The sequence below is a fragment of the Streptomyces sp. NPDC048269 genome, assembly GCF_040652395.1.
Classification (GTDB): domain Bacteria; phylum Actinomycetota; class Actinomycetes; order Streptomycetales; family Streptomycetaceae; genus Streptomyces.
Genome location: NZ_JBEZLW010000013.1, coordinates 63,464 through 85,397 on the forward strand (window position 1 = coordinate 63,464; position 21,934 = coordinate 85,397).

Annotated in this window: 21 protein-coding genes; 16 read left to right on the top strand and 5 right to left on the bottom strand. The window is 72.0% G+C overall.

Annotated features, from left to right (window positions below):
• Positions 1–55: 55 nt before the first annotated feature.
• Positions 56–1,048 carry a DNA polymerase III subunit delta gene (gene holA, locus AB0D48_RS17075; RefSeq protein WP_362396685.1) on the top strand — a complete coding sequence of 331 codons (993 nt, stop codon included), beginning with the start codon at positions 56–58 and terminating at the stop codon, positions 1,046–1,048.
• Positions 1,049–1,250: 202 nt separating this feature from the next.
• On the opposite strand, the gene rpsT is transcribed toward holA, so the two are convergent.
• Positions 1,251–1,517 (bottom strand): 30S ribosomal protein S20, encoded by a 267-nt coding sequence (rpsT, locus tag AB0D48_RS17080; RefSeq protein ID WP_356868905.1) that lies wholly within the window; start codon positions 1,515–1,517, stop codon positions 1,251–1,253.
• Positions 1,518–1,774: 257 nt separating this feature from the next.
• Between rpsT and lepA the strand changes: the two genes are divergently transcribed.
• The 3 genes from lepA to hemW all read left to right on the top strand — a co-directional run bounded on the left by lepA (position 1,775) and on the right by hemW (position 7,256).
• The gene (gene lepA / locus AB0D48_RS17085; protein WP_362396689.1) at positions 1,775–3,640 is read left to right on the top strand and encodes a translation elongation factor 4; all 1,866 of its coding nucleotides are present in this window, start codon (positions 1,775–1,777) and stop codon (positions 3,638–3,640) included.
• A gap of 204 nt (positions 3,641–3,844) precedes the next feature.
• Complete coding sequence (locus AB0D48_RS17090) at positions 3,845–5,737, top strand: AMP-dependent synthetase/ligase (RefSeq protein WP_362396692.1); 1,893 nt, start codon at positions 3,845–3,847, stop codon at positions 5,735–5,737.
• A gap of 286 nt (positions 5,738–6,023) precedes the next feature.
• Complete coding sequence (hemW, locus tag AB0D48_RS17095) at positions 6,024–7,256, top strand: radical SAM family heme chaperone HemW (RefSeq protein ID WP_362396695.1); 1,233 nt, start codon at positions 6,024–6,026, stop codon at positions 7,254–7,256.
• 22 nt (positions 7,257–7,278) lie between these two features.
• Here the strand turns inward: hemW and AB0D48_RS17100 are convergent, their stop codons facing one another.
• The 3 genes from AB0D48_RS17100 to AB0D48_RS17110 all read right to left on the bottom strand — a co-directional run bounded on the left by AB0D48_RS17100 (position 7,279) and on the right by AB0D48_RS17110 (position 9,544).
• Complete coding sequence (locus tag AB0D48_RS17100; protein WP_362396698.1) at positions 7,279–7,899, bottom strand: ADP-ribosyltransferase; 621 nt, start codon at positions 7,897–7,899, stop codon at positions 7,279–7,281.
• A gap of 90 nt (positions 7,900–7,989) precedes the next feature.
• Positions 7,990–8,790, bottom strand: coding sequence for a DUF3097 domain-containing protein (locus AB0D48_RS17105; RefSeq protein WP_362396701.1), 801 nt, complete (start codon positions 8,788–8,790; stop codon positions 7,990–7,992).
• Positions 8,791–8,818: 28 nt separating this feature from the next.
• A complete protein-coding gene (locus tag AB0D48_RS17110; RefSeq protein WP_362396704.1) occupies positions 8,819–9,544 on the bottom strand; it encodes an MBL fold metallo-hydrolase in 726 nt (241 codons plus the stop codon).
• Between the two features lie 147 nt (positions 9,545–9,691).
• Between AB0D48_RS17110 and hrcA the strand changes: the two genes are divergently transcribed.
• The 6 genes from hrcA to AB0D48_RS17140 all read left to right on the top strand — a co-directional run bounded on the left by hrcA (position 9,692) and on the right by AB0D48_RS17140 (position 15,378).
• Positions 9,692–10,708, top strand: coding sequence for a heat-inducible transcriptional repressor HrcA (gene hrcA / locus AB0D48_RS17115; RefSeq protein ID WP_362396707.1), 1,017 nt, complete (start codon positions 9,692–9,694; stop codon positions 10,706–10,708).
• Positions 10,709–11,848 (top strand): molecular chaperone DnaJ, encoded by a 1,140-nt coding sequence (gene dnaJ, locus AB0D48_RS17120; RefSeq protein WP_362396710.1) that lies wholly within the window; start codon positions 10,709–10,711, stop codon positions 11,846–11,848.
• A 157-nt stretch (positions 11,849–12,005) separates the two neighbouring features.
• The gene (locus AB0D48_RS17125; RefSeq protein ID WP_362396712.1) at positions 12,006–13,097 is read left to right on the top strand and encodes a nitronate monooxygenase; all 1,092 of its coding nucleotides are present in this window, start codon (positions 12,006–12,008) and stop codon (positions 13,095–13,097) included.
• On the top strand, positions 13,094–13,837 hold the full coding sequence (locus AB0D48_RS17130; protein ID WP_362396717.1) for a 16S rRNA (uracil(1498)-N(3))-methyltransferase: 744 nt from the start codon (positions 13,094–13,096) through the stop codon (positions 13,835–13,837). Before AB0D48_RS17125 ends, AB0D48_RS17130 begins: the two co-directional genes overlap by 4 nt.
• Positions 13,838–14,103: 266 nt before the next feature.
• Positions 14,104–14,463, top strand: coding sequence for a histidine triad nucleotide-binding protein (locus tag AB0D48_RS17135; protein ID WP_362396720.1), 360 nt, complete (start codon positions 14,104–14,106; stop codon positions 14,461–14,463).
• 3 nt (positions 14,464–14,466) lie between these two features.
• A complete protein-coding gene (locus tag AB0D48_RS17140) occupies positions 14,467–15,378 on the top strand; it encodes a ribonuclease Z (RefSeq protein ID WP_362396723.1) in 912 nt (303 codons plus the stop codon).
• 161 nt (positions 15,379–15,539) lie between these two features.
• On the opposite strand, the gene AB0D48_RS17145 is transcribed toward AB0D48_RS17140, so the two are convergent.
• On the bottom strand, positions 15,540–16,868 hold the full coding sequence (locus tag AB0D48_RS17145) for an MFS transporter (protein WP_362396725.1): 1,329 nt from the start codon (positions 16,866–16,868) through the stop codon (positions 15,540–15,542).
• 252 nt (positions 16,869–17,120) lie between these two features.
• Between AB0D48_RS17145 and AB0D48_RS17150 the strand changes: the two genes are divergently transcribed.
• The 6 genes from AB0D48_RS17150 (at position 17,121) to AB0D48_RS17175 (ending at position 21,924) form a co-directional block, all read left to right on the top strand.
• Positions 17,121–18,179 carry a PfkB family carbohydrate kinase gene (locus AB0D48_RS17150; RefSeq protein ID WP_362396987.1) on the top strand — a complete coding sequence of 353 codons (1,059 nt, stop codon included), beginning with the start codon at positions 17,121–17,123 and terminating at the stop codon, positions 18,177–18,179.
• A gap of 126 nt (positions 18,180–18,305) precedes the next feature.
• On the top strand, positions 18,306–19,349 hold the full coding sequence (locus AB0D48_RS17155; protein WP_362396728.1) for a PhoH family protein: 1,044 nt from the start codon (positions 18,306–18,308) through the stop codon (positions 19,347–19,349).
• Positions 19,350–19,362: 13 nt separating this feature from the next.
• A complete protein-coding gene (ybeY, locus tag AB0D48_RS17160; RefSeq protein ID WP_362396731.1) occupies positions 19,363–19,860 on the top strand; it encodes an rRNA maturation RNase YbeY in 498 nt (165 codons plus the stop codon).
• A complete protein-coding gene (locus AB0D48_RS17165; RefSeq protein ID WP_362396734.1) occupies positions 19,857–21,161 on the top strand; it encodes a hemolysin family protein in 1,305 nt (434 codons plus the stop codon). The genes ybeY and AB0D48_RS17165 overlap by 4 nt, the downstream gene beginning before the upstream one ends.
• Complete coding sequence (locus AB0D48_RS17170) at positions 21,158–21,520, top strand: MmcQ/YjbR family DNA-binding protein (protein ID WP_362396738.1); 363 nt, start codon at positions 21,158–21,160, stop codon at positions 21,518–21,520. Before AB0D48_RS17165 ends, AB0D48_RS17170 begins: the two co-directional genes overlap by 4 nt.
• A 50-nt stretch (positions 21,521–21,570) precedes the next feature.
• On the top strand, positions 21,571–21,924 hold the full coding sequence (locus tag AB0D48_RS17175; RefSeq protein WP_362396741.1) for a cytidine deaminase: 354 nt from the start codon (positions 21,571–21,573) through the stop codon (positions 21,922–21,924).
• The last annotated feature ends 10 nt before the right edge of the window (positions 21,925–21,934 follow it).

The following is a 21,934-nucleotide window of genomic DNA, read 5'->3' on the forward strand; positions in this document are numbered from 1 at the left end:
ATTCTCGGGCACGCGACGAGGAGGGCTGTCGGTGCGTCGTGGGATGCTGGAGCCGATGGCCACCAGGAAGAACTCCACCGACGATCCGCTTGCCCCGCTCACCCTCGCGGTGGGGCAGGAGGACCTGCTGCTCGACCGTGCCGTACGGGAGGTGGTGGCGGCCGCCCGCGCCGCCGACGCCGACACGGACGTCCGCGACCTCGCCTCCGAGCAGCTCCAGCCCGGCACGCTGGCCGAGCTGACGAGCCCCTCGCTCTTCTCCGAGCGCAAGGTCCTGATCGTGCGGGGCGCCCAGGACCTGTCCGCGGACTCGGTCAAGGAGGTGAAGGCGTACCTCGACGCGCCCTACGAGGAGATCATCCTCGTCCTCCTCCACGCGGGCGGGGCCAAGGGCAAGGGGCTGCTGGACGCGGCGCGCAAGGCGGGCGCACGGGAGATCGCCTGCCCGAAGATGACGAAGCCGGCGGACCGGCTCTCGTTCGTCCGCGGAGAATTCCGCACGCTGGGCCGCTCCGCGACCCCCGAGGCCTGTCAGACCCTGGTCGACGCGATCGGCAGCGACCTGCGGGAGCTGGCGAGCGCGGCGGCGCAGCTGTGCGCGGACGTCGAGGGAACCATCGACGAGGCCGTGGTCGGCCGCTACTACACGGGCCGCGCCGAGGCCTCCAGCTTCACCGTCGCCGACCGGGCGGTCGAGGGGCGGGCGGCGGAGGCCCTCGAAGCCCTGCGGTGGTCCCTGTCCACGGGGGTGGCGCCGGTCCTGATCACCAGCGCCCTGGCCCAGGCGGTGCGCGCGATCGGCAAGCTGGCCTCCGCCCCGCGCGGGGCCCGCCCGGGCGACCTCGCCCGGGACCTCGGCATGCCGCCCTGGAAGATCGACCGGGTTCGCCAGCAGATGCGCGGCTGGTCGGCGGACGGCGTCGCGGACGCCCTGCGCGCCGTGGCCGCGGCCGACGCGGGGGTCAAGGGCGGCGGCGACGACCCCGAGTACGCCCTGGAGAAGGCGGTCGTCGCGGTGGCGCGCGCGGCCCGCCCCCAGCGCCGCTAGACCTCTTCGGACCTCTCCGGACAGGTCCGGGTAGCACGAAGGCCCCGGCCGTCACCCTGGGGAAGGGTGGTGGGCCGGGGCCTTCGGTCACTGCTTTTGCTGCGCCGCACCCGCGTGGCGAACGCTTCGTGTGCGGCGCGGGGTGCCGGTCAGGAGCGGGAGAGAGGGCCCGCTGGGTCCGTTCCGGCGATCACATCAGAGCTCAGCCCTGCAGGGAGGCAACCTTGGAGGCCAGCGCCGACTTCTTGTTGGCGGCGGCGTTCTTGTGGATGACACCCTTCGAGACAGCCTTGTCGAGCGCACGCGCGGCGGCGCGAGAAGCCACGGTGGCCTTCTCGACGTCACCGGCGAGGACGGCCTCGCGGGCCTTGCGGATCGCGGTCTTGAGCGAAGACTTGACGGCCTTGTTGCGCAGGCGCGCCTTCTCGTTCGTCTTGTTCCGCTTGATCTGGGACTTGATGTTCGCCACGAAAGAGCCTTTTCAGGTTCAGAGATTTGATCTTCGGATTGTGCCTCGACAGCTGAGAGGGCATACGAGACACAGCTGCCCAGGCTACCAGGCACGCTCCGGGCGGCCCAAACCGAGCGCACTGCCCCGTCCATGGGAGCATGGGAGTCTGCGTATAGATCCGACATCGCGCCGCCGAGAGCGACGGGAGCCGGACTTTCGCTCCGACCGACGCTCCGCAAACGCTTCCGACTGCGACCCGAGAATCAGGACACTGCGTGCCCGCGATCCCCAGCCACGTGCCCGAGCCGAGCCGTACCGACTCGGCGCTGATCCGCAATTTCTGCATCATCGCGCACATCGACCACGGCAAGTCGACGCTTGCCGACCGGATGCTCCAGATCACCGGTGTGGTCGACCAGCGGCAGATGCGCGCCCAGTACCTCGACCGCATGGACATCGAGCGTGAGCGCGGCATCACGATCAAGTCCCAGGCGGTCCGGCTGCCCTGGGCGCCCACCACGGGCGAGGGTCAGGGCAGCACCCACATCCTCAACATGATCGACACCCCCGGGCACGTCGACTTCACCTACGAGGTCTCGCGCTCGCTCGCCGCGTGCGAGGGCACGGTCCTCCTCGTGGACGCCGCCCAGGGCATCGAGGCCCAGACCCTCGCCAACCTGTACCTGGCGATGGAGAACGACCTCGCGATCGTCCCCGTCCTGAACAAGATCGACCTGCCGGCGGCCCAGCCGGAGAAGTTCGCCGAGGAGCTCGCCAACCTGATCGGCTGCCAGCCGGAGGACGTGCTGCGCGTCTCGGCGAAGACCGGTCTCGGTGTCGAGGCGCTGCTCGACAAGGTCGTCGCCACCGTCCCGGCCCCGGTCGGCGTCAAGGACGCCCCGGCCCGCGCGATGATCTTCGACTCGGTCTACGACTCGTACCGCGGCGTCGTGACCTACGTCCGTGTGGTCGACGGCCAGCTCAACAAGCGCGAGCGCATCCGGATGATGTCCACCGGCGCCACCCACGAGCTGCTGGAGATCGGCGTCTCCTCGCCGGAGATGACCCCCTCCGACGGCATCGGCGTCGGCGAGGTGGGCTACATCATCACCGGCGTGAAGGACGTCCGTCAGTCCAAGGTCGGTGACACCATCACCAGCCTGCACAACGGCGCCACCGAGGCCCTCGGCGGCTACAAGGACCCGCGGCCGATGGTCTTCTCGGGCCTGTACCCGCTCGACGGCTCCGACTACCCGGACCTGCGCGAGGCCCTCGACAAGCTGCAGCTCAACGACGCCGCGCTCGTCTACGAGCCGGAGACCTCGGCGGCGCTCGGCTTCGGCTTCCGCGTCGGCTTCCTCGGCCTGCTCCACCTGGACGTGGTCCGCGAGCGCCTGGAGCGCGAGTTCGGCCTCGACCTGATCGCCACCGCGCCCAACGTGGTCTACCGGGTGGTCATGGAGGACGGCAAGGAAGTCACCGTCACCAACCCGAGCGAGTTTCCCGAGGGCAAGATCTCGGACGTGTTCGAGCCGGTCGTCCGGGCCACCGTGCTCGCGCCCACCGAGTTCATCGGCGCGATCATGGAGCTCTGCCAGCAGCGCCGCGGCACCCTCCTCGGCATGGACTACCTCTCCGAGGACCGCGTCGAGATCCGCTACACGCTCCCGCTCGCGGAGATCGTCTTCGACTTCTTCGACCAGCTGAAGTCCAAGACGCGCGGCTACGCCTCCCTCGACTACGAGCCCACCGGCGAGCAGTCCGGCAGCCTGGTCAAGGTCGACATCCTGCTGCACGGCGACAAGGTCGACGCCTTCTCCGCCGTCACGCACAAGGACGCCGCCTACGCCTACGGCGTGCGCCTGGTCGCCAAGCTGCGCGAGCTCATCCCGCGGCAGGCCTTCGAGGTGCCGATCCAGGCCGCGATCGGCTCCCGCGTCATCGCCCGCGAGACCATCCGCGCCATCCGCAAGGACGTCCTCGCCAAGTGCTACGGCGGTGACATCTCCCGTAAGCGGAAGCTGCTGGAGAAGCAGAAGGAAGGCAAGAAGCGGATGAAGATGGTCGGCTCCGTGGAGGTCCCGCAGGAGGCCTTCATCGCGGTGCTGTCCAGCGACGAGTCCGGTGGCAAGAAGAAGTAGCCCCGGCACCAGGCATTGCGTACGAAACTGGCCCCCGCGCGGAAGTGCGGGGGCCAGTTTCGTTATGAATCGGCCGCTCGGGGGCTCTTACGCACCAGGCGGAGGGCCCCTAGTCTGATCACTGCTCGATGGTTACTCGCCAGTTACAAGCCTTGAGTCACTGCCCCCAATGACAGGCCCTGCCGCGTGGTCCGGAGGACGTCCGTGAGCGATACACAGACCTTGATCGAGAACCGCCCGCCCACTGTGGCGGCCCTCTTCCTTGAGCGTGTCTCGGCCACGCCGGACGCTGAGGCCTACCGGTACCCGGTGCCGGCAGCCGGCGGCACCGGCGGCCCCGACGACTGGAAGTCGCTCAGCTGGGGCCAGGCGGCCGAGCGGGTCTTCGCGATCGCCGCCGGGCTGATCGACCTCGGCCTCGGCTCCGAGGAGCGGGTCGCGCTCGCCTCCAACACCCGGGTCGAGTGGATCCTCGCCGACCTCGGCGTGATGTGCGCCGGCGGCGCGGTCACGACGATCTACCCCAGCACGAACGCGGAGGAGTCGGCGTTCATCCTCTCGGACTCCGAGAGCCAGGTGCTCATCGCCGAGGACGCCGCACAGCTCGCGAAGGCGCGCGAGCGCCGCGCCGACCTGCCGAAACTCGCCCACGTGGTCGTCGTGGAGGCCGCCGACGCGGTCGCCGCCGACGGCGACCCGGAGGGCTGGGTGCTCTCGCTCGCCGATCTGGAGGCACGCGGCAAGGAGTACCTCGCCAAGCACCCCGAGGCGGTCAAGGAGCGGATCGGGGCCATCACCGCCGACCAGCTCGCCACCCTCATCTACACCTCCGGCACCACCGGCCGCCCCAAGGGCGTCCGGCTGCCCCACGACAACTGGTCGTACATGGCCAAGGCCACCGTGGCCACCGGCATGATCCACTCGGACGACGTCCAGTACCTGTGGCTGCCGCTGGCCCACGTCTTCGGCAAGGTGCTGACCTCCGGCCAGATCGAGGTCGGGCACGTGACCGCCGTCGACGGCCGGATCGACAAGATCATCGAGAACCTGCCGGTCGTGCAGCCGACGTACATGGCGGCCGTTCCGCGCATCTTCGAGAAGGTCTACAACGGCGTGGCCGCCAAGGCGCGGGCCGGCGGCGGAGCCAAGTACAAGATCTTCCAGTGGTCGGTCGGCGTCGCCCGGGAGTACGCCAAGGTCACCCAGGACAACTTCCGCCGCACCGGCCAGGCGACCGCCCCCTTCGGCCTCGCCACCAAGCACAAGATCGCCGATGCCCTCGTCTACTCCAAGCTCCGCGACGCCTTCGGCGGCAAGCTGCGCGCCGCCGTCTCCGGCGCCTCCGCCCTGGCGCCCGACATCGGCTACTTCTTCGCCGGCGCCGGCATCCACATCCTGGAGGGCTACGGCCTCACCGAGTCCAGCGCGGCCTCCTTCGTCAACCCGGGCGAGGCCTACCGCACCGGCACGGTCGGCAAGCCGCTCCCCGGCACCGAGGTCCGCATCGCCGACGACGGTGAGGTGCTGCTGCGCGGCCCCGGCATCATGCAGGGCTACCACCAGCAGCCGGAGAAGACCGCCGAGGTCCTGGAGTCCGACGGCTGGCTGCACACGGGAGACATCGGCGAGCTGTCGCCCGACGGCTACCTGCGCATCACCGACCGCAAGAAGGACCTGATCAAGACCTCGAACGGCAAGTACGTCGCGCCGGCGGAGGTCGAGGGCCAGTTCAAGGCGATCTGCCCGTACGTGTCGACCATCGTCGTGCACGGCGCCGACCGGAACTTCTGCACGGCCCTGGTCGCGCTCGACGAGCCGTCCATCCTCACGTGGGCGGTCGAGAACGGGCTGGAGGGCAAGACGTACGCGCAGGTGCTGGCCGCGCCGGAGACCACCCGGCTGATCGAGACGTACGTCCAGACCCTGAACGAGGGCCTGCAGAAGTGGCAGACGGTCAAGAAGTTCCGGCTGCTGCCGCGCGACCTCGACGTCGAGCACGGTGACCTGACGCCCAGCCTCAAGCTGAAGCGCCCGGTCGTCGAGCGTGAGTTCAAGCACCTGATCGACGAGATGTACGAGGGCGCCCGCGAGGCGTGACGCCTGGCGGCGGGCCGGACGGGGCGGGGCGGTGGACCGCCCCGCATGCCCCGCCGCTGCCGGGCGGCCCCGGGGGCCGGGCCTGCCGCGGCTTCCCTGCGGGCCGCTTCCTGGGGCTCCGCCCCGGGCCCCGCGCCTCAAACGCCGGCGAGGCTGGGTTCGGCCGCCTGAGTGCGCGGGAGCGGCTAGGGGATCGCGGCTCCGCCCCGGACCCTGCGCCCCCAAGCGCCGGTGGGGCTGGATTGCGCTGGGCGAGGGTGGGGGCGCGGTGCGGGATGATGGGGGTATGCCTTCCGCACTGCCCGACGGTGAACCCATGCCCGAAGACGGCTCGCTGCCGTCGCACGCCCTGGTGGGTGCCGGGGACCGGCCGCTCGGGTTCTACCTGCACGTCCCGTACTGCGCCACGCGCTGCGGGTACTGCGACTTCAACACCTACACGGCCACCGAGCTGCGGGGTACCGGCGGTGTGCTCGCCTCCCGGGAGAACTACGCCGACACCCTGATCGACGAGGTCAGGCTGGCGCGGAAGGTGCTCGGGGACGACCCGCGGGAGGTCCGGACCGTGTTCGTCGGCGGCGGTACGCCCACGCTGCTGCCCGCCGGGGACCTCGTACGGATGCTCGCGGCGATCCGGGACGAATTCGGTCTGGCGCCGGACGCCGAGGTCACCACCGAGGCCAATCCGGAGTCGGTGAATCCGGAGTACCTGGCAGAGCTGCGCTCCGGCGGCTTCAACCGGATCTCCTTCGGCATGCAGAGCGCCAAGCAGCACGTCCTGAAGGTCCTCGACCGCACGCACACCCCCGGCCGCCCCGAGGCGTGTGTCGCGGAGGCGCGGGCGGCGGGCTTCGAGCACGTCAACCTCGACCTGATCTACGGGACGCCCGGGGAGTCCGACGCGGACTGGCGGGCGTCGCTGGACGCCGCGCTCGGGGCCGGGCCCGACCACATCAGCGCGTACGCGCTGATCGTGGAGGAGGGCACCCAGCTCGCCCGGCGGATCCGCCGCGGCGAGGTCCCGATGACCGACGACGACGTGCACGCCGACCGGTACCTGATCGCCGACGAGGTCATGGCGGACGCCGGATTCCACTGGTACGAGGTGTCGAACTGGGCCACCTCGGAGGCCGGCCGCTGCCTGCACAACGAGCTGTACTGGCGCGGAGCCGACTGGTGGGGCGCCGGTCCCGGCGCCCACTCGCACGTGGGCGGGGTCCGCTGGTGGAACGTCAAGCACCCGGGCGCCTACGCGGCGGCGCTGGCCGAGGGCCGGTCCCCGGGCGCGGGCCGCGAGCTCCTCTCCGAGGAGGACCGCCGGGTCGAGCGGATCCTGCTGGAGCTGCGCCTGGTGGACGGCGCGCCGCTGTCGCTGCTCGCGCCGGCCGGGCTCGCCGCCTCCCGCCGCGCCCTGGCGGACGGGCTGCTGGAGTCCGGTCCCTACGAGGCCGGGCGGGCCGTGCTGACCCAGCGGGGACGGCTGCTCGCCGACGCGGTGGTCCGGGACCTGGTCGACTGACCAGGCCCCGAGGGGCGGCCGCTCAGCCCGGGTAGTTCTCCCGCCAGGGCCGGTAGTGCGGGTTGTCCTGGCACTCGTTCATGATCTCGGTCTTGGTCGCCTTGTCGACCGGGCAGACCGCGACGATGAAGGAGCGCTCGATGCCGCCGGGGAAGGCGACCTCGACCTGCGAGGCCCACTTGTGGGTGTCGCCGATGGTCTGGTTCACGTCCACCCCGCCGGGGGCGTCGATGTAGTAGTTCCAGCCGCTCTTCCACCACGTCTTGTACAGGTCGTGGTCGTAGGTCGTGGAGACGTACGGGGAGGGCTGGTTGACCAGCACGTACTGCTCGATGTCGTACTGCCCGTCCACCGTGGCCTTCGGGTGGAAGCCCTCCTCGAAGACGACCTCCGGCGGGCGGCTGTCGGCGCGGTAGAGCTGCTTGCAGTTGATGCGCCAGGACGGGGACGGCGTGATGCGGGCGACGTCGGCCCGCTGGTCCGCGGCGGCGAAGAGGTGGTCGGTCACCCGCGGGCAGGAGTTCGCCGGAGCGGCGTGCGGGGCGGCCTGCGGCGCCGCGTAGGCCGATGTGGACGGGAGGAGGGCGGCGGCGACCAGGGCGGCGGCGACGAGGACGCGCCGCCGGAGGGCAAAGGTGATCATGGTCAGCACCCTTGCCCGGCGTGGCCCGGCGTACACGCACTGTCACCCGAAGGTGAGCGTGTACCGGACCGGAGTTGACGCCCGGTCCGCTCAGGGGGCCGTCACGAAGTCGATCAGCTCCTCGACGCGGCCCAGCAGGGTCGGCTCCAGGTCGCGGTACGAGGTCACCTTCGACAGGATGTGCTGCCAGGCGGCCCCGGTGTTCTCCGGCCAGCCCAGGGACCGGCAGATGCCCGTCTTCCAGTCCTGGCCCCGGGGGACGGCCGGCCACGCGGGGATGCCCAGTGCGGACGGCTTCACCGCCTGCCACACGTCCACGTACGGATGGCCCACGATCAGCACGTCCGGCGAGGTCACCGACGCCGCGATGCGGGACTCCTTCGAGCCCGGCACCAAGTGGTCCACCAGGATCCCCAGCCGGGCGTCCGGGGCCGGGCCGAACTCGGCCACGACGGCCGGGAGGTCGTCGATCCCCTCCAGGTACTCCACGACCACGCCCTCGATCCGCAGGTCGTCACCCCAGACCCGCTCCACCAGCTCGGCGTCGTGCCGGCCCTCGACGTAGATCCGGCCCGCCCGCGCCACCCGCGCGCGGGCGCCCGGGACGGCGATAGACCCGGACGCGGTGCGCGCGGGAGCCGCCGGAGCGCGCGACGGGCGGACCAGGGTGACGACCGCCCCCTCCAGAAGGAAGCCGCGCGGCTCCATCGGGAACACCCGCCGCTTGCCGAAGCGGTCCTCCAGGGTCACCCTGCCCGCCTCGCAGGCCACCACCGCGCCGCAGAAGTCCGTACCGGCCACCTCGACCACCAGATCGTGTTCCGCTGCCACCTCGGGCACGGCCTTGGGGCGCTTCCACTGCGGGGTCAGGTCGGGGGAGTACTCGCGCATCCGGCCGACACTAGGAGAGCCGCGGCCGTCATGCCTCCGACACGCCGAAACGGGCGGCCAGTGTGGCGCGTTGCGCACGGACGAAGGCCGCGGAGACCACCGCTCCGTGACCCGGCACGTACAGCGCGTCGTCCCCGCCCAGCGACAGCAGCCGGTCCAGGGCCGCGGGCCACTGCGCCGGTACCGCGTCTCGGCCCGCCTGGGGTTCGCCCGACTCCTCGACCAGGTCCCCGCAGAAGACCGTCTCGCGCTCGCCGGGCACGAAGACCGCCAGGTCGTGCCCGCTGTGCCCGGGGCCCACGTTCGCCAGCAGCACCTGCACCCCGCCCAGTTCCAGCGTCCACTCGCCCGACACCGGGTGCTGCGGCAGCACCAGCTGGTCCACGGCCTCCGCCGCCTCCGCCTCCGCCAGTCCGTGCCGTACCGCCGACTCGCGCAGCTCATCGCGGCCCGTGGCGAGCAGCGCGTCCAGTCCGACGGCCCCGAACACCTCGGCCCCGGAGAAGGCCGCCCCGCCCAGCACGTGATCGAAATGGCCGTGCGTGAATGCGATATGGGTCACTCGCCGGCCGGTCAGGCGCTCCGCCTCGGCCCGCACCTGCGCGCCCTCCCGGAGGCACGAACCGGGGTCGACGAGGAGGACGGAATCCTCCCCCACCACCAGTCCCACCGTGCAGTCCCACACCGGAAGCCGCCGCCGGCCGGTCCGCCCGGTCAGTCGTTCCCAGCCCGCCTCTTCCCAACGCACGTCCATGCCGCGACGCTACCTTGGCGGGCCTCCCTTGCCAGGGTCTTACTACCCGGCCGTACACTGAGCGGGGGATCTCTGGCACTCGAACGCCCAGAGTGCCAGGCAGCAGGCAGCGAACAAGGCAACGGACCACAGCTGGAGGTGTGCGCGATGCTCAGCGAACGCAGACTCGAAGTGCTGCGCGCCATCGTCCAGGACTACGTCGGGACGGAGGAGCCGGTCGGCTCCAAGGCGCTCACAGAGCGGCACCGGCTCGGCGTCTCGCCCGCCACCGTGCGCAACGACATGGCCGTGCTGGAGGACGAGGGCTACATCGCCCAGCCCCACACCAGCGCCGGCCGGATCCCCACCGACAAGGGCTACCGGCTCTTCGTCGACAAGCTGGCGGGGGTCAAGCCGCTGTCGTCGCCCGAGCGCCGGGCCATCCAGAACTTCCTCGACGGCGCCGTCGACCTCGACGACGTGGTCGGCCGGACGGTGCGGCTGCTCGCGCAGCTCACCCGCCAGGTCGCGGTCGTCCAGTACCCCTCGCTGACGCGCTCCACCGTGCGCCACGTCGAACTGCTGTCGCTGGCCCCGGCCCGGCTGATGCTCGTACTGATCACCGACACGGGCCGCGTCGAGCAGCGGCTCATCGACTGTGCGAGCCCCTTCGGCGAGACCTCGCTTGCGGACCTGCGGGCCCGGCTCAACAGCAGGGTCGTCGGCCGCCGGTTCACCGATGTGCCCCCGCTCGTCCAGGACCTCCCCGAATCCTTCGAGGCCGAGGACCGCGGCACGGTCTCCACCGTGCTGGCGACGCTCCTCGAAACCCTGGTCGAGGAAGCGGAGGAGCGGCTGATGATCGGCGGTACCGCCAATCTCACCCGCTTCGGACACGATTTTCCCCTGACGATCAGGCCGGTGCTCGAAGCGCTGGAGGAGCAGGTCGTGCTCCTCAAGCTGCTGGGCGAGGCCAATGAGTCGGGAATGGCCGTACGGATCGGGCATGAGAATGCCTACGAGGGACTGAACTCCACGTCCGTCGTCTCGGTCGGTTACGGTTCGGGCGGCGAAACTGTCGCCAAACTCGGCGTGGTCGGACCGACCCGCATGGACTACCCCGGAACGATGGGAGCGGTACGCGCAGTGGCACGTTACGTCGGACAGATCCTGGCGGAGTCGTAAGTGGCCACGGACTACTACGCCGTTCTCGGCGTGCGCCGCGACGCATCGCAGGACGAGATCAAGAAGGCCTTCCGGCGCCTCGCGCGTGAACTCCACCCGGATGTGAATCCGGACCCGAAGACGCAGGAGCGCTTCAAGGAGATCAACGCGGCTTACGAGGTGCTCTCGGACCCGCAGAAGAAGCAGGTCTACGACCTCGGCGGCGACCCGCTGTCCTCCTCGGGCGGCGGCGGTGGCGCGGGCGGATTCGGGGCGGGCGGCTTCGGCAACTTCTCCGACATCATGGACGCCTTCTTCGGCCAGGCCTCGCAGCGCGGCCCGCGCTCGCGGACCCGGCGGGGCCAGGACGCCATGATCCGCCTGGACCTGGAGCTGGACGAGGCGGCCTTCGGGACCACCAAGGACATCCAGGTCGACACGGCCGTCGTCTGCACCACCTGCTCCGGCGAGGGCGCCGCTCCCGGCACCTCGGCGCAGACGTGCGACATGTGCCGCGGCCGCGGTGAGGTCTCGCAGGTCACCAGGTCCTTCCTGGGCCAGGTCATGACCTCGCGCCCCTGCCCGCAGTGCCAGGGCTTCGGCACCGTGGTCCCGACCCCGTGCCCCGAGTGCGCGGGCGACGGCCGGGTCCGCTCCCGCCGCAGCCTCACGGTCAAGATCCCGGCCGGCGTCGAGAACGGCACCCGCATCCAGCTCGCGGGCGAGGGCGAGGTCGGCCCGGGTGGCGGCCCCGCCGGCGACCTGTACGTGGAGATCCACGAGCTGCCGCACCCGACCTTCCAGCGGCGCGGGGACGACCTGCACTGCACGGTCACCATCCCGATGACGGCGGCCGCGCTGGGCACCAAGTGCCCGCTGGAGACGCTGGACGGCCTGGAGGAGATCGACATCCGGCCCGGCACCCAGTCCGGCCAGGCGATCCCGCTGCACGGGCGCGGTGTCACCCACCTGCGCGGTGGCGGGCGCGGCGACCTGATCGTGCACGTCGAGGTCACCACGCCGAGCAAGCTGGACCCGCAGCAGGAGGACCTGCTGCGGCAGCTGGCGAAGCTGCGCGGCGAGGAGCGGCCGACCGGCCAGTTCGCCCCGGGGCAGCAGGGGCTGTTCAGCCGGCTGAAGGACGCCTTCAACGGTCGCTGACCGCCCGCGACCTCATCGACGAGCCCGGCCCGGGGACACCCCCGGCCGGGCTCGTCGCATTCCCCCGGGGCCGCTTCCCGGCCACGCCAGGAAGCGGACTATGCCAGGCGAATGCCGTGATTCGGCCCCCTGAGCGGGACATGGCACGATGCAGTCCATGTCCACCGCACCGAACGGTCTCTCCCCCCACCCGATCGTGCAGGCACCCATGGCGGGCGGCGCTTCCTGTCCGCCGCTCGTCGCGGCCGTGTGCGAGGCGGGCGGGCTGGGCTTCCTGGCCGGTGGCTACAAGACAGCCGACGGCATGTACCAGGAGATCAAGCAGGTACGCGCCCTCACCCGGCGCCCGTTCGGCGTGAACCTCATCATGCCGCAGACCGGTTACGTCGACCCGGCCGCCGTCGAGGCGTACCGCGGGCAGCTGGCCGGAGAGGCGAGCTGGTACGAGATCTCGCTCGCCGACGAGGACATCATCGGCACCTGCGACGACGGCTACGACGCGAAGCTCGCCATTCTGCGGGAGGACCCGGTTCCGGTCGTCTCCTTCACCTTCGGCTGTCCCGCCCCGTCGGTCCTCGCCTCCCTGCGCAAGGCCCGTACCTACACCGTCGTCACCGTGACCTCGGTCGAGGAGGCTCGCGCCGCGCAGGAGGCCGGGGCCGACGCCGTGTGCGTGCAGGGGGTGGAGGCGGGTGGCCACCAGGGCACCTTCCGGGACGACCCGCAGGCCGACGGCACGGCGGCGGTGGGCCTGCTCGCGCTGGTGGCGCAGGTACGGGAGGCCGTGGCGCTCCCGATCATCGCGGCGGGCGGCCTGATGCGGGGCTCGCAGATCGCCGCGCTGCTGGCGGCGGGCGCCGAGGCGGCCCAGCTCGGGACGGCCTTCCTGGCCTGTCCGGAGTCGGGGGCGGACCCGCTGCACAAGAAGGCACTGACCGACCCGCTGTTCGTCCGGACCGAGCTGACCCGGGCCTTCTCCGGGCGGCCGGCCAGGGGCCTGGTGAACCGGTTCATGCGCGAGCACGGGCCGTACGCCCCCGCCGCCTACCCGCAGGTCCACCACCTGACCTCGGGGTTGCGCAAGGCGGCCGCGGCGGCCGGGGACCCGCAGGGCATGGCCTTGTGGGCGGGCCAGGGGCACCGGCTGGCGCGGACGCTGCCGGCCGGGGAGCTGGTGGAGGTGCTGGCGGCCGAACTGGCCGAGGCACAGTGCACGTTGAAGGCAAGGCAGATGAGGAGTGCGTCATGACGGCCCCGGTGTTCGTGGTCGAAGCGGTCCCGGCGGGACCGGAGTTCGTCCTGGAGGGCCCTGAGGGCCGGCACGCGGTGTCCGTGAAGCGGCTGAACCCGGGCGAGGCCGTGGTCCTCACGGACGGCCGGGGCGGCTGGGCGGATGCGGTCGTGAAGGCAACGGAAGGCAAGGACCGCCTCGTCCTGGCGGTGTCCCCGGCCGGGCTGGAAGCCGAACCGGAGGTCCGCATCACGGTGGTGCAGGCCCTGCCCAAAGGGGACCGCGGCGAGCTCGCCGTGGAGACCATGACCGAGACGGGCGTGGACGCGATCGTGCCGTGGCAGGCCTCGCGCTGCATCACGCAGTGGCGCGGCGACCGCGGGGCCAAGTCCCTGGCCAAGTGGCGGGCCACGGCCCGGGAGGCGGGCAAGCAGTCCCGCCGGGTGCGCTTCCCGGAGGTGTCCGAGGCCATGTCCACCAAGCAGGTGGCCGCGCTGCTGGCCGGCGCCGACCTGGCGATGGTGCTCCACGAGGACCGTGACACCCCCTCCGAGGCGCTGGCCTCCGCCGAGCTCCCGGCGGCCGGGTCGATCGTGCTGGTCGTCGGTCCCGAGGGCGGGGTCTCCCCGGAGGAACTGGCCGTCTTCGCCGAGGCGGGCGCCCACCCCTACCGCCTGGGCCGCTCCGTCCTGCGGACCTCCACGGCCGGCACCGCCGCGACGGCGGTCCTGCTCGCCCGCACGGGGCGCTGGGCCTGACCCGTCTCTTCCGGATCTCCGAAAGGCCTGAGGGCTGTCCCGTCATCCCCGGCGGGCGCACGACGCCGGCCACGGCACCTCGCTGCGTTGTCGGAACGCCCGAATACGCCCAGTACGGGGGCGCCCCTCCACCTTGCGATGCACCGCATCCGACGCCGTGCGCCGACCCACCGGGGATTACGGGACAGCCCTCAGGGCTCAGCCGTTCGCGTCGATCGCTCCGGGGATACGATGCCCGGAGCGATCAACGACACGGAGGCGAAGCGATGGCCGGGGAACCGCAGGCCGACTGCCTGTTCTGCAAGATCGTCGCGGGGACCATCCCGGCGACCTTGGTCCGGGAGACCGAGACGACCGTCGCGTTCCGCGACATCAACCCGCAGGCGCCCACGCACGTGCTGGTCATCCCGCGCGTCCACTACTCCGACGCCGCCGCACTGGCCGCGGCCGAGCCGGTCATCGCCGCCGACATACTGCGTGAGGCCGGGCGGATCGCCGCCGAGGAGAAGATCGACGACCACGGCTACCGGGTCGTGTTCAACACGGGCTCCGGCGCCGGCCAGACCGTCTTCCACGCGCACGCGCACGTCCTCGGAGGCCGCGGCCTCCAGTGGCCCCCCGGATAGACCGTGTCCGTACGCGAGTTCGTGGTGCTGGGCACCGCCAGTCAGGTGCCCACGCGCCACCGGAACCACAACGGCTACCTGTTGCGCTGGGACGGCGAGGGCATCCTCTTCGACCCGGGCGAGGGCACCCAGCGCCAGATGCTGCGGGCCGGGGTGGCCGCGCACGACATCAACCGGATCTGCGTCACCCACTTCCACGGTGACCACAGCCTCGGCCTCGCCGGGGTGATCCAGCGGATCAACCTCGACCGGGTCCCGCACGCCGTGACCGCGCACTACCCGGCCTCGGGGCAGAAGTTCTTCGACCGGCTGCGGTACGCCACGGCCTACCGGGAGACCGTCCTGATCGACGAGGAGCCGGTGGCCGGGGACGGGACGCTGACCCTGGCGCGCGGGGACTCGTACGTCCTGGAGGCGCGGCGGCTCTCGCACCCGGTGGAGTCCTTCGGCTACCGGATCACCGAGCCCGACGGGCGCCGCATGGTGCCGGAGCTGCTCGCGCGGTACGGGATCAAGGGGCCGGACGTGGGCCGGATCCAGCGCGAGGGGCGGCTGGGCGGGGTCACGCTGGAGGAGGTCAGCGAGCCGAAGCCGGGGCAGCGGTTCGCGTTCGTCATGGACACCCGGCTGTGCGAGGGCGTGGCCGCGCTCGCCGAGGGCTGCGACATGCTGGTGATCGAGTCGACCTTCCTCGACGAGGACGCGCAACTGGCCGCCGACCACGGGCACCTCACGGCCGGCCAGGCGGCGCGGGCGGCGCGGGACGGCGGTGTGCGGCACCTCGTGCTGACGCACTTCTCACAGCGGTACACGGACCCGTCCGCGTTCGAGCGCCAGGCCCGCGAGGCCCGATTCGAGGGCGAACTCACCGTGGCGGCGGACCTGGTGCGCGTTCCGCTGCCCAAGCGGGCCTGAACGGTGGTCCGGCCCGGCTGTGCTGCCGGGCCGGTGCGGCGCCGCTGCTGGCCTCCGCCGCAGGCCACATCGAGCCTCGCCCGGCGATGGAGGCGCGGGGGCCGGGGCGGAGCCCGGCGAAACGGAGAAAGGGCGGGGCGGGGACCAGCTCCGCGCGGCGGCTAGACCCGTTCGCGGGAGCGGCGGGTCGTGGGGGAGAGCAGGAGGACGCGGCGGGGGAGGCGGCGGAGGGAGACCTCCGTGATCTCCAGCTCCGCCGCGCCGACCCGCGGCACCGCCCCGGACGGCGCCCCCGCGCCGGCCGCCAGTACCGCCGCCGGGGCCCCGCCGCGGCGGCGTACCGAGCCGGCGGTCAGCGGGCGGCCGCCGGCGTGCAGCGCGACCGCGGTCATCGGCCCCGCCACGGCCAGCAGCAGCGCGCCCAGCACCAGGCCCATGCCCGGGAAACCCGCGCCCTCGGCGAGCAGACTGCCGGTGACGGGCCCGCAGGCCACGCCCAGCGAGGACGCGGACCCGGCCAGCACCGCCCAGCGGCCGCGCGGGTCCAGCGCCGCCGCGAGGCCGATGGCGTAGGACAGGACCACCGGGTAGGCCGCGTTCCACAGGATCTCGCCCGCCGCGAATGCGGCGGGGCCGCGCGCCGAGGACGAGAGCACCACGCAGCAGGCGATGACGGCCGTGCCCGCGCCGATCGGCACGGCCCGGCCCAGGCGGGCGCCGAGCGCGGAGGCGGCGGTGACCCCGAGCAGGCCCGCCCCGAGCGCCGCGGCGAAGACGACCCCCAGGGCGACCTCCGACAGGCCCGCCTGCTGGGCGCCGATCCGGCCGCTGACCCCCCACAGGGCGTTCTGCGCGAGGGACCAGAGCATCAGGCCGCCCGCCAGGACCACCCCCGCGCGTGGATACGGCAGCCGGCCCGCGGGGATCCCGGTGACGGCGGCGCCGGTGGCCCCGCCCAGGCGGCCCGTGGCCGGCCAGGCCGCCGCCGCGACCAGCGCGATCGCGGCGAAGGGCAGGCCGTGGCCGCCCCCGAGCCGCGGCAGGGTCAGGTACAGCGTCCCCGCGGTCGCCGATACCGACAGCAGCCCGAGGGCGGAGGTGCGGTGCGGGTCCCGCTGCCCGGCGATCCCGGCGGCGGCCACGGCCGTCGCGGCCCCGGAGCCGAAGCCGCCGACGACCGCGCCCGTGACCACCAGGGGAAGGAGCGGGGTCGCGGCCGCCGTGCCGTAGCCCAGGACGGCGAGCAGCAGCCCAAGCCGGGCCAGCCGGCGGGGCCCGTGGCGCGGGATGCGGGAGGCCAGGGTGAAACCGGCCGCGGCGGAACCGAGCAGCAGGGCCGAGCCGATCAGCCCGGCCTGCGCCGGGCTCAGCGGGAGATGGGCGTCGAGCCGTCCGACGAGGGTCGGCAGCAGGTACGGGGCGGCGTAGCCGGCGGTGAAGAGGGCCACCAGGGGCCGGGCGGGGGGCGGCGCGGAGGCGCGGTGGAGCACGGACGTTCCAGGTGGTGCGTGGGGGATGTCGGAGGCGCCGCGGGGAGAGCGGGGCCCCTGTCTATCAAGCAGCGGGAGTTGCAGATAAGGGCCTTCGGGCAGTGATCTGCGCCACACTGGGTTTTGACCCCGCCAGGGGCGGGAACAGCTGGCAGCTTTCCCTGGAAAACCCTCGTGCAGAAACGACCCTTCGAGAACAACGGGGAGTACACCGTGACCAGTCGGGACAGAGACGACAGCCTCGAAGCGACAGTGGACCCGCTCGGTCCGCTGCGTGACCCCCAGGAACCGGGCTGCGACGTCTTCCTGACCGGAACGGTCTTCCTCGACATCATCTTCACCGGCCTCGACTCGGCCCCCGTGCGCGGTACCGAGTCCTGGGCGCGCGGCATGGGCTCCAGCCCCGGCGGCGTCGCCAACATGGCCACCGCCCTCGCCCGGCTCGGCCTGCGCACCTCCCTCGCTGCGGCCTTCGGCGACGACCACTACGGGGAGTACTGCTGGGACGCCCTCGAACAGGGCGAGGGCATCGATCTCTCCATGTCGCGGATCATCCCCGGCTGGCACAGCCCCGTCACCGTATCGATGGCGTACGAGGGCGAGCGCACGATGGTCTCGCACGGCCACGAGGCGCCTCCGCCGGCGGGCCCCGGCCCCTTCCCGCAGTGCCCGCCGCGGGCCCGGGCGGCCGTGGCCTCGCTGGGGCCCGGCCGGGGCGAGGAGTGGATCCGCGAGGCGGCGCGCCGCGGCTCGCGGGTCTTCGCGGACGTGGGCTGGGACGAGAGCGGCCGCTGGGACCTGGGGGCCCTGGCCGACCTGGAGCACTGCGAGGCCTTCCTGCCCAACGCGGGCGAGGCCATGCGGTACACCCGGACCGACTGCCCGCGCGCGGCCGCCCGCGCGCTGGCCGAGAAGGTGCCGATCGCCGTGGTGACGATGGGCGCGGAGGGCTCGTACGCGGTGGACGGGCACACGGGGGAGACGGCCCACGTCCCGGGGATCGCAGTGGAGGAGCTGGACCCGACCGGGGCGGGCGACGTGTACGTGGCGGGCTTCGTCACCGGCACGCTGGCCGGCTGGCCGCTGGCGGACCGGCTCGCCTTCGCCGGGCTGACGGCGGCCCTGTCGGTCCAGGAGTTCGGCGGCTCCCTGTCGGCCCCCGGCTGGCCGGAGGTGGCCCACTGGTGGCTGGCCGTCCCGGACGGGCTGCGCGGCCGCTACGCCTTCCTGGACGACCTGGTCCCGCCCGGCTCGACCCCGGCGGCGCGGCGCAGGGCGGTGCCGACGATCGGCTTCCGGCACTCCGCGTAGCCGGCCGGGTCCGGCGCGGAAAACCTCTCGGGGAAGGCGCGGCGGCGACGTACGCTTGGTAGTCCGGAGGTCGTCGATCGGCGCGGCCCCTCAGCGGGAGGTATGCGCAGGCCACAGTGCCGGCCCATGACTCAGACACCCACAGCCCAGATCCCAGCGCCGGGCCAGGCGCGAGCCCACTTCACCGTTCCGGCGACGCACCCGATGGTGACGGTGCTCGGCTCGGGTGACGCCCTGTTGCGCGTGATCGAGAAGGCCTTCCCGGAGGCCGACATCCACGTGCGGGGCAATCAGGTCAGCGCTGTCGGGAACGCGGCGGAAGTCGCTCTGATCCAGCGCCTGTTCGACGAGATGATGCTGGTGCTCCGCACCGGGCAGCCGATGACGGAGGACGCAGTGGAACGCTCGATCGCCATGCTCCGGGCCAATGGGACCGACGTGGAAGGAGGGGAGGAGACGCCCGCCGAGGTGCTCACCCAGAACATCCTCTCCAGCCGCGGCCGCACCATCCGGCCCAAGACCCTCAACCAGAAGCGGTACGTCGACGCGATCGACAAGAACACGATCGTCTTCGGCATCGGCCCCGCCGGTACCGGCAAGACCTACCTCGCCATGGCCAAGGCGGTCCAGGCCCTGCAGTCCAAGCAGGTCAGCCGGATCATCCTGACCCGGCCGGCCGTCGAGGCGGGGGAGCGGCTCGGCTTCCTGCCGGGCACCCTCTTCGACAAGATCGACCCGTACCTGCGGCCGCTCTACGACGCCCTGCACGACATGCTCGACCCGGACTCGATCCCCCGGCTGATGGCCGCCGGGACCATCGAGGTGGCACCGCTGGCGTACATGCGCGGACGCACCCTGAACGAGGCGTTCGTCGTCCTCGACGAGGCGCAGAACACCACTCCGGAACAGATGAAGATGTTCCTGACCCGCCTCGGTTTCGACTCGAAGATCGTCATCACCGGTGACATCACCCAGGTCGACCTGCTGCCGGGCGGCACCAGGAGCGGTCTGCGTCAGGTGCAGTCGATCCTCGAAGGGGTCCCGGACATCCACTTCTCGCGGCTCACGTCCGAGGATGTGGTCCGGCACAAGCTGGTCGGCCGTATCGTCGACGCGTACGAAAAGTACGAGGACGGCCAGGACGGCCGGAACGGCCAACACGGGAAGTAGAACTCAGCGCACCATGTCGATCGACGTCAACAACGAGTCCGGAACCGAGGTCGACGAGCATGCGATCCTCGACATCGCCCGCTACGCGCTCACCCGGATGCGGATCCACCCGCTCTCGGAGCTCTCCGTCATCGTCATCGACGAGGACGCGATGGAGCAGCTCCACATCCAGTGGATGGACCTGCCCGGACCCACCGACGTCATGTCCTTCCCGATGGACGAGCTCCGTCCGCCGGCGAAGGACGACGAGGAGCCCCCGCAGGGACTCCTCGGTGACATCGTGCTCTGCCCCGAGGTCGCCAAGAGGCAGGGCGAGGAAGCCCCGACGCAGCACTCCATGGACGAGGAGCTCCAGCTCCTGACCGTCCACGGGGTGCTGCACCTGCTCGGCTACGACCACGAGGAGCCGGACGAGAAGGCCGAGATGTTCGGCCTCCAGGCGGCCATCGTCGACGGCTGGCGCACCGAGCGCGGGATGACCGGCCCGTCCCCGGCGCCGACCGTCTCGTGACCGCCCCCCAACTGATCACCGGCGCCGTCCTGCTGGTGGTGGTGGCCTGGTTCGCGGCGTGCGCCGAGTCCGGGATCGCCCGCATCTCCAGCTTCCGCGCCGAGCAAGCCGTACGGGAGGGCCGGCGCGGCAGCGCCAAGCTCGCCCAGGTGGCCGGCGACCCTACCCGCTACCTCAATGTGGCGCTGCTGGTCCGCGTCACCTGCGAGATGGCGGCGGGGGTCCTCGTGACCTACGTCTGCCTCGACGAGTTCGGCGAGAACTGGACGGCGCTGCTCGTGGCCATCGCCGTGATGGTGCTGGTCTCCTTCGTCGCCGTCGGGGTGTCCCCGCGTACGATCGGCCGTCAGCACCCCCTGAACACCGCGACGGCCGCGGCGTACGTCCTCGTACCTCTCGCCCGGGTGATGGGCCCGATCCCGCAGCTGCTGATCCTCATCGGCAACGCGCTCACGCCCGGGAAGGGCTTCCGCAAGGGGCCGTTCGCCTCCGAGGCCGAGCTGCGCGCGATGGTCGACCTCGCCGAGAAGGAATCGCTGATCGAGGACGACGAGCGCCGGATGGTGCACCAGGTCTTCGAGCTCGGCGACACCCTGGTGCGCGAGGTGATGGTGCCGCGCACCGACCTGATCTGCATCGAGCGGTACAAGACGATCCGTCAGTCGACGACGCTCGCGCTGCGGTCCGGCTTCTCGCGCATCCCGGTGACCGGGGAGAACGAGGACGACATCGTCGGGATCGTCTACCTGAAGGACCTGGTCCGCAAGACCCACATCAGCCGCGAGGCGGAGTCCGACCTGGTCTCCACGGTCATGCGGCCGGCCGTGTTCGTGCCGGACACCAAGAACGCGGGCGATCTGCTGCGCGAGATGCAGCAGGTGCGCAACCACGTGGCCGTGGTCATCGATGAGTACGGCGGCACGGCCGGCATCGTCACGATCGAGGACATCCTGGAGGAGATCGTCGGCGAGATCACCGACGAGTACGACCGGGAACTCCCGCCCGTCGAGGACCTCGGCGAGGACCGCTACCGGGTCACGGCGCGCCTGGACATCACCGACCTCGGTGAGCTGTTCAAGGTCGAAGCCTTCGACGACGAGGACGTGGAGACGGTCGGCGGACTGCTGGCGAAGGCGCTGGGCCGGGTGCCGATCGCGGGCGCATCGGCGCTGGTGGAGCTGCCGGACGGGCGGCCGCTGCGGCTGACGGCCGAGTCCCCCGCCGGGCGGCGGAACAAGATCGTGACGGTGCTGGTGGAACCGGTGGCCGCGGCCGAGACCGCGGGGAAGGAGGGGGAATGACCCCGGCGCAGCTGCGGGAGTTCTGCCTGAGCTTCAACGCGGCGGTGGAAGAGTTCCCCTTCACCCCGGAGACCTCCGTGTTCAAAGTGCTGGGCAAGGTGTTCGCGCTCACGGCGCTGGACGCCGAGCCGCTGAAGGTCAACCTCAAGTGCGACCCGGAGCTGGCGGTGCGGCTGCGCGAGGAGTACGCGGCGGTCGTGCCGGGCTATCACATGAACAAGCGGCACTGGAACACGGTGACCGTGGGCGGGCCGGGTGCGCTGCCCGAGGAGATGGTCCGGGAGCTGGTGGAGGACTCCTACGACCTGGTGGTCGCGGGGCTGCCGAAGACGGAACGGCTGCGGCTCGACCGGCCTTGACGGGCGGGGTCGTTGCATCACCCCGTGGGGGTGCTCCCTATGCTTCGACCATGACCGACAGCACCGGGATCGATCCCGAGGACAGCAAGATCATCACGCTGGCGCGCAGCGCCCGGGCCCGCAACGGCGTGGCCGAGGGGGCGGCGGTGCGCGACGAGACGGGCCGCACCTACGTCGCCGGGACGGTGGAGCTCGACTCCCTGAAGCTGAGCGCGCTGCAGACCGCGGTCGCGATGGCGGTGGCGAGCGGGGCCCGGTCCCTGGAGGCCGCCGCCGTCGTCAGCTCCTCCGACGCCCCCGCCGAGGCCGACCGCGCCGCCGTACGGGACCTGGGCGGCCCGCAGACCCCGGTGCTGCTGGCGGCTCCGGACGGCACCCTGAAGTCCACGACTCCGGCGGGCTGACCGGCGGTTT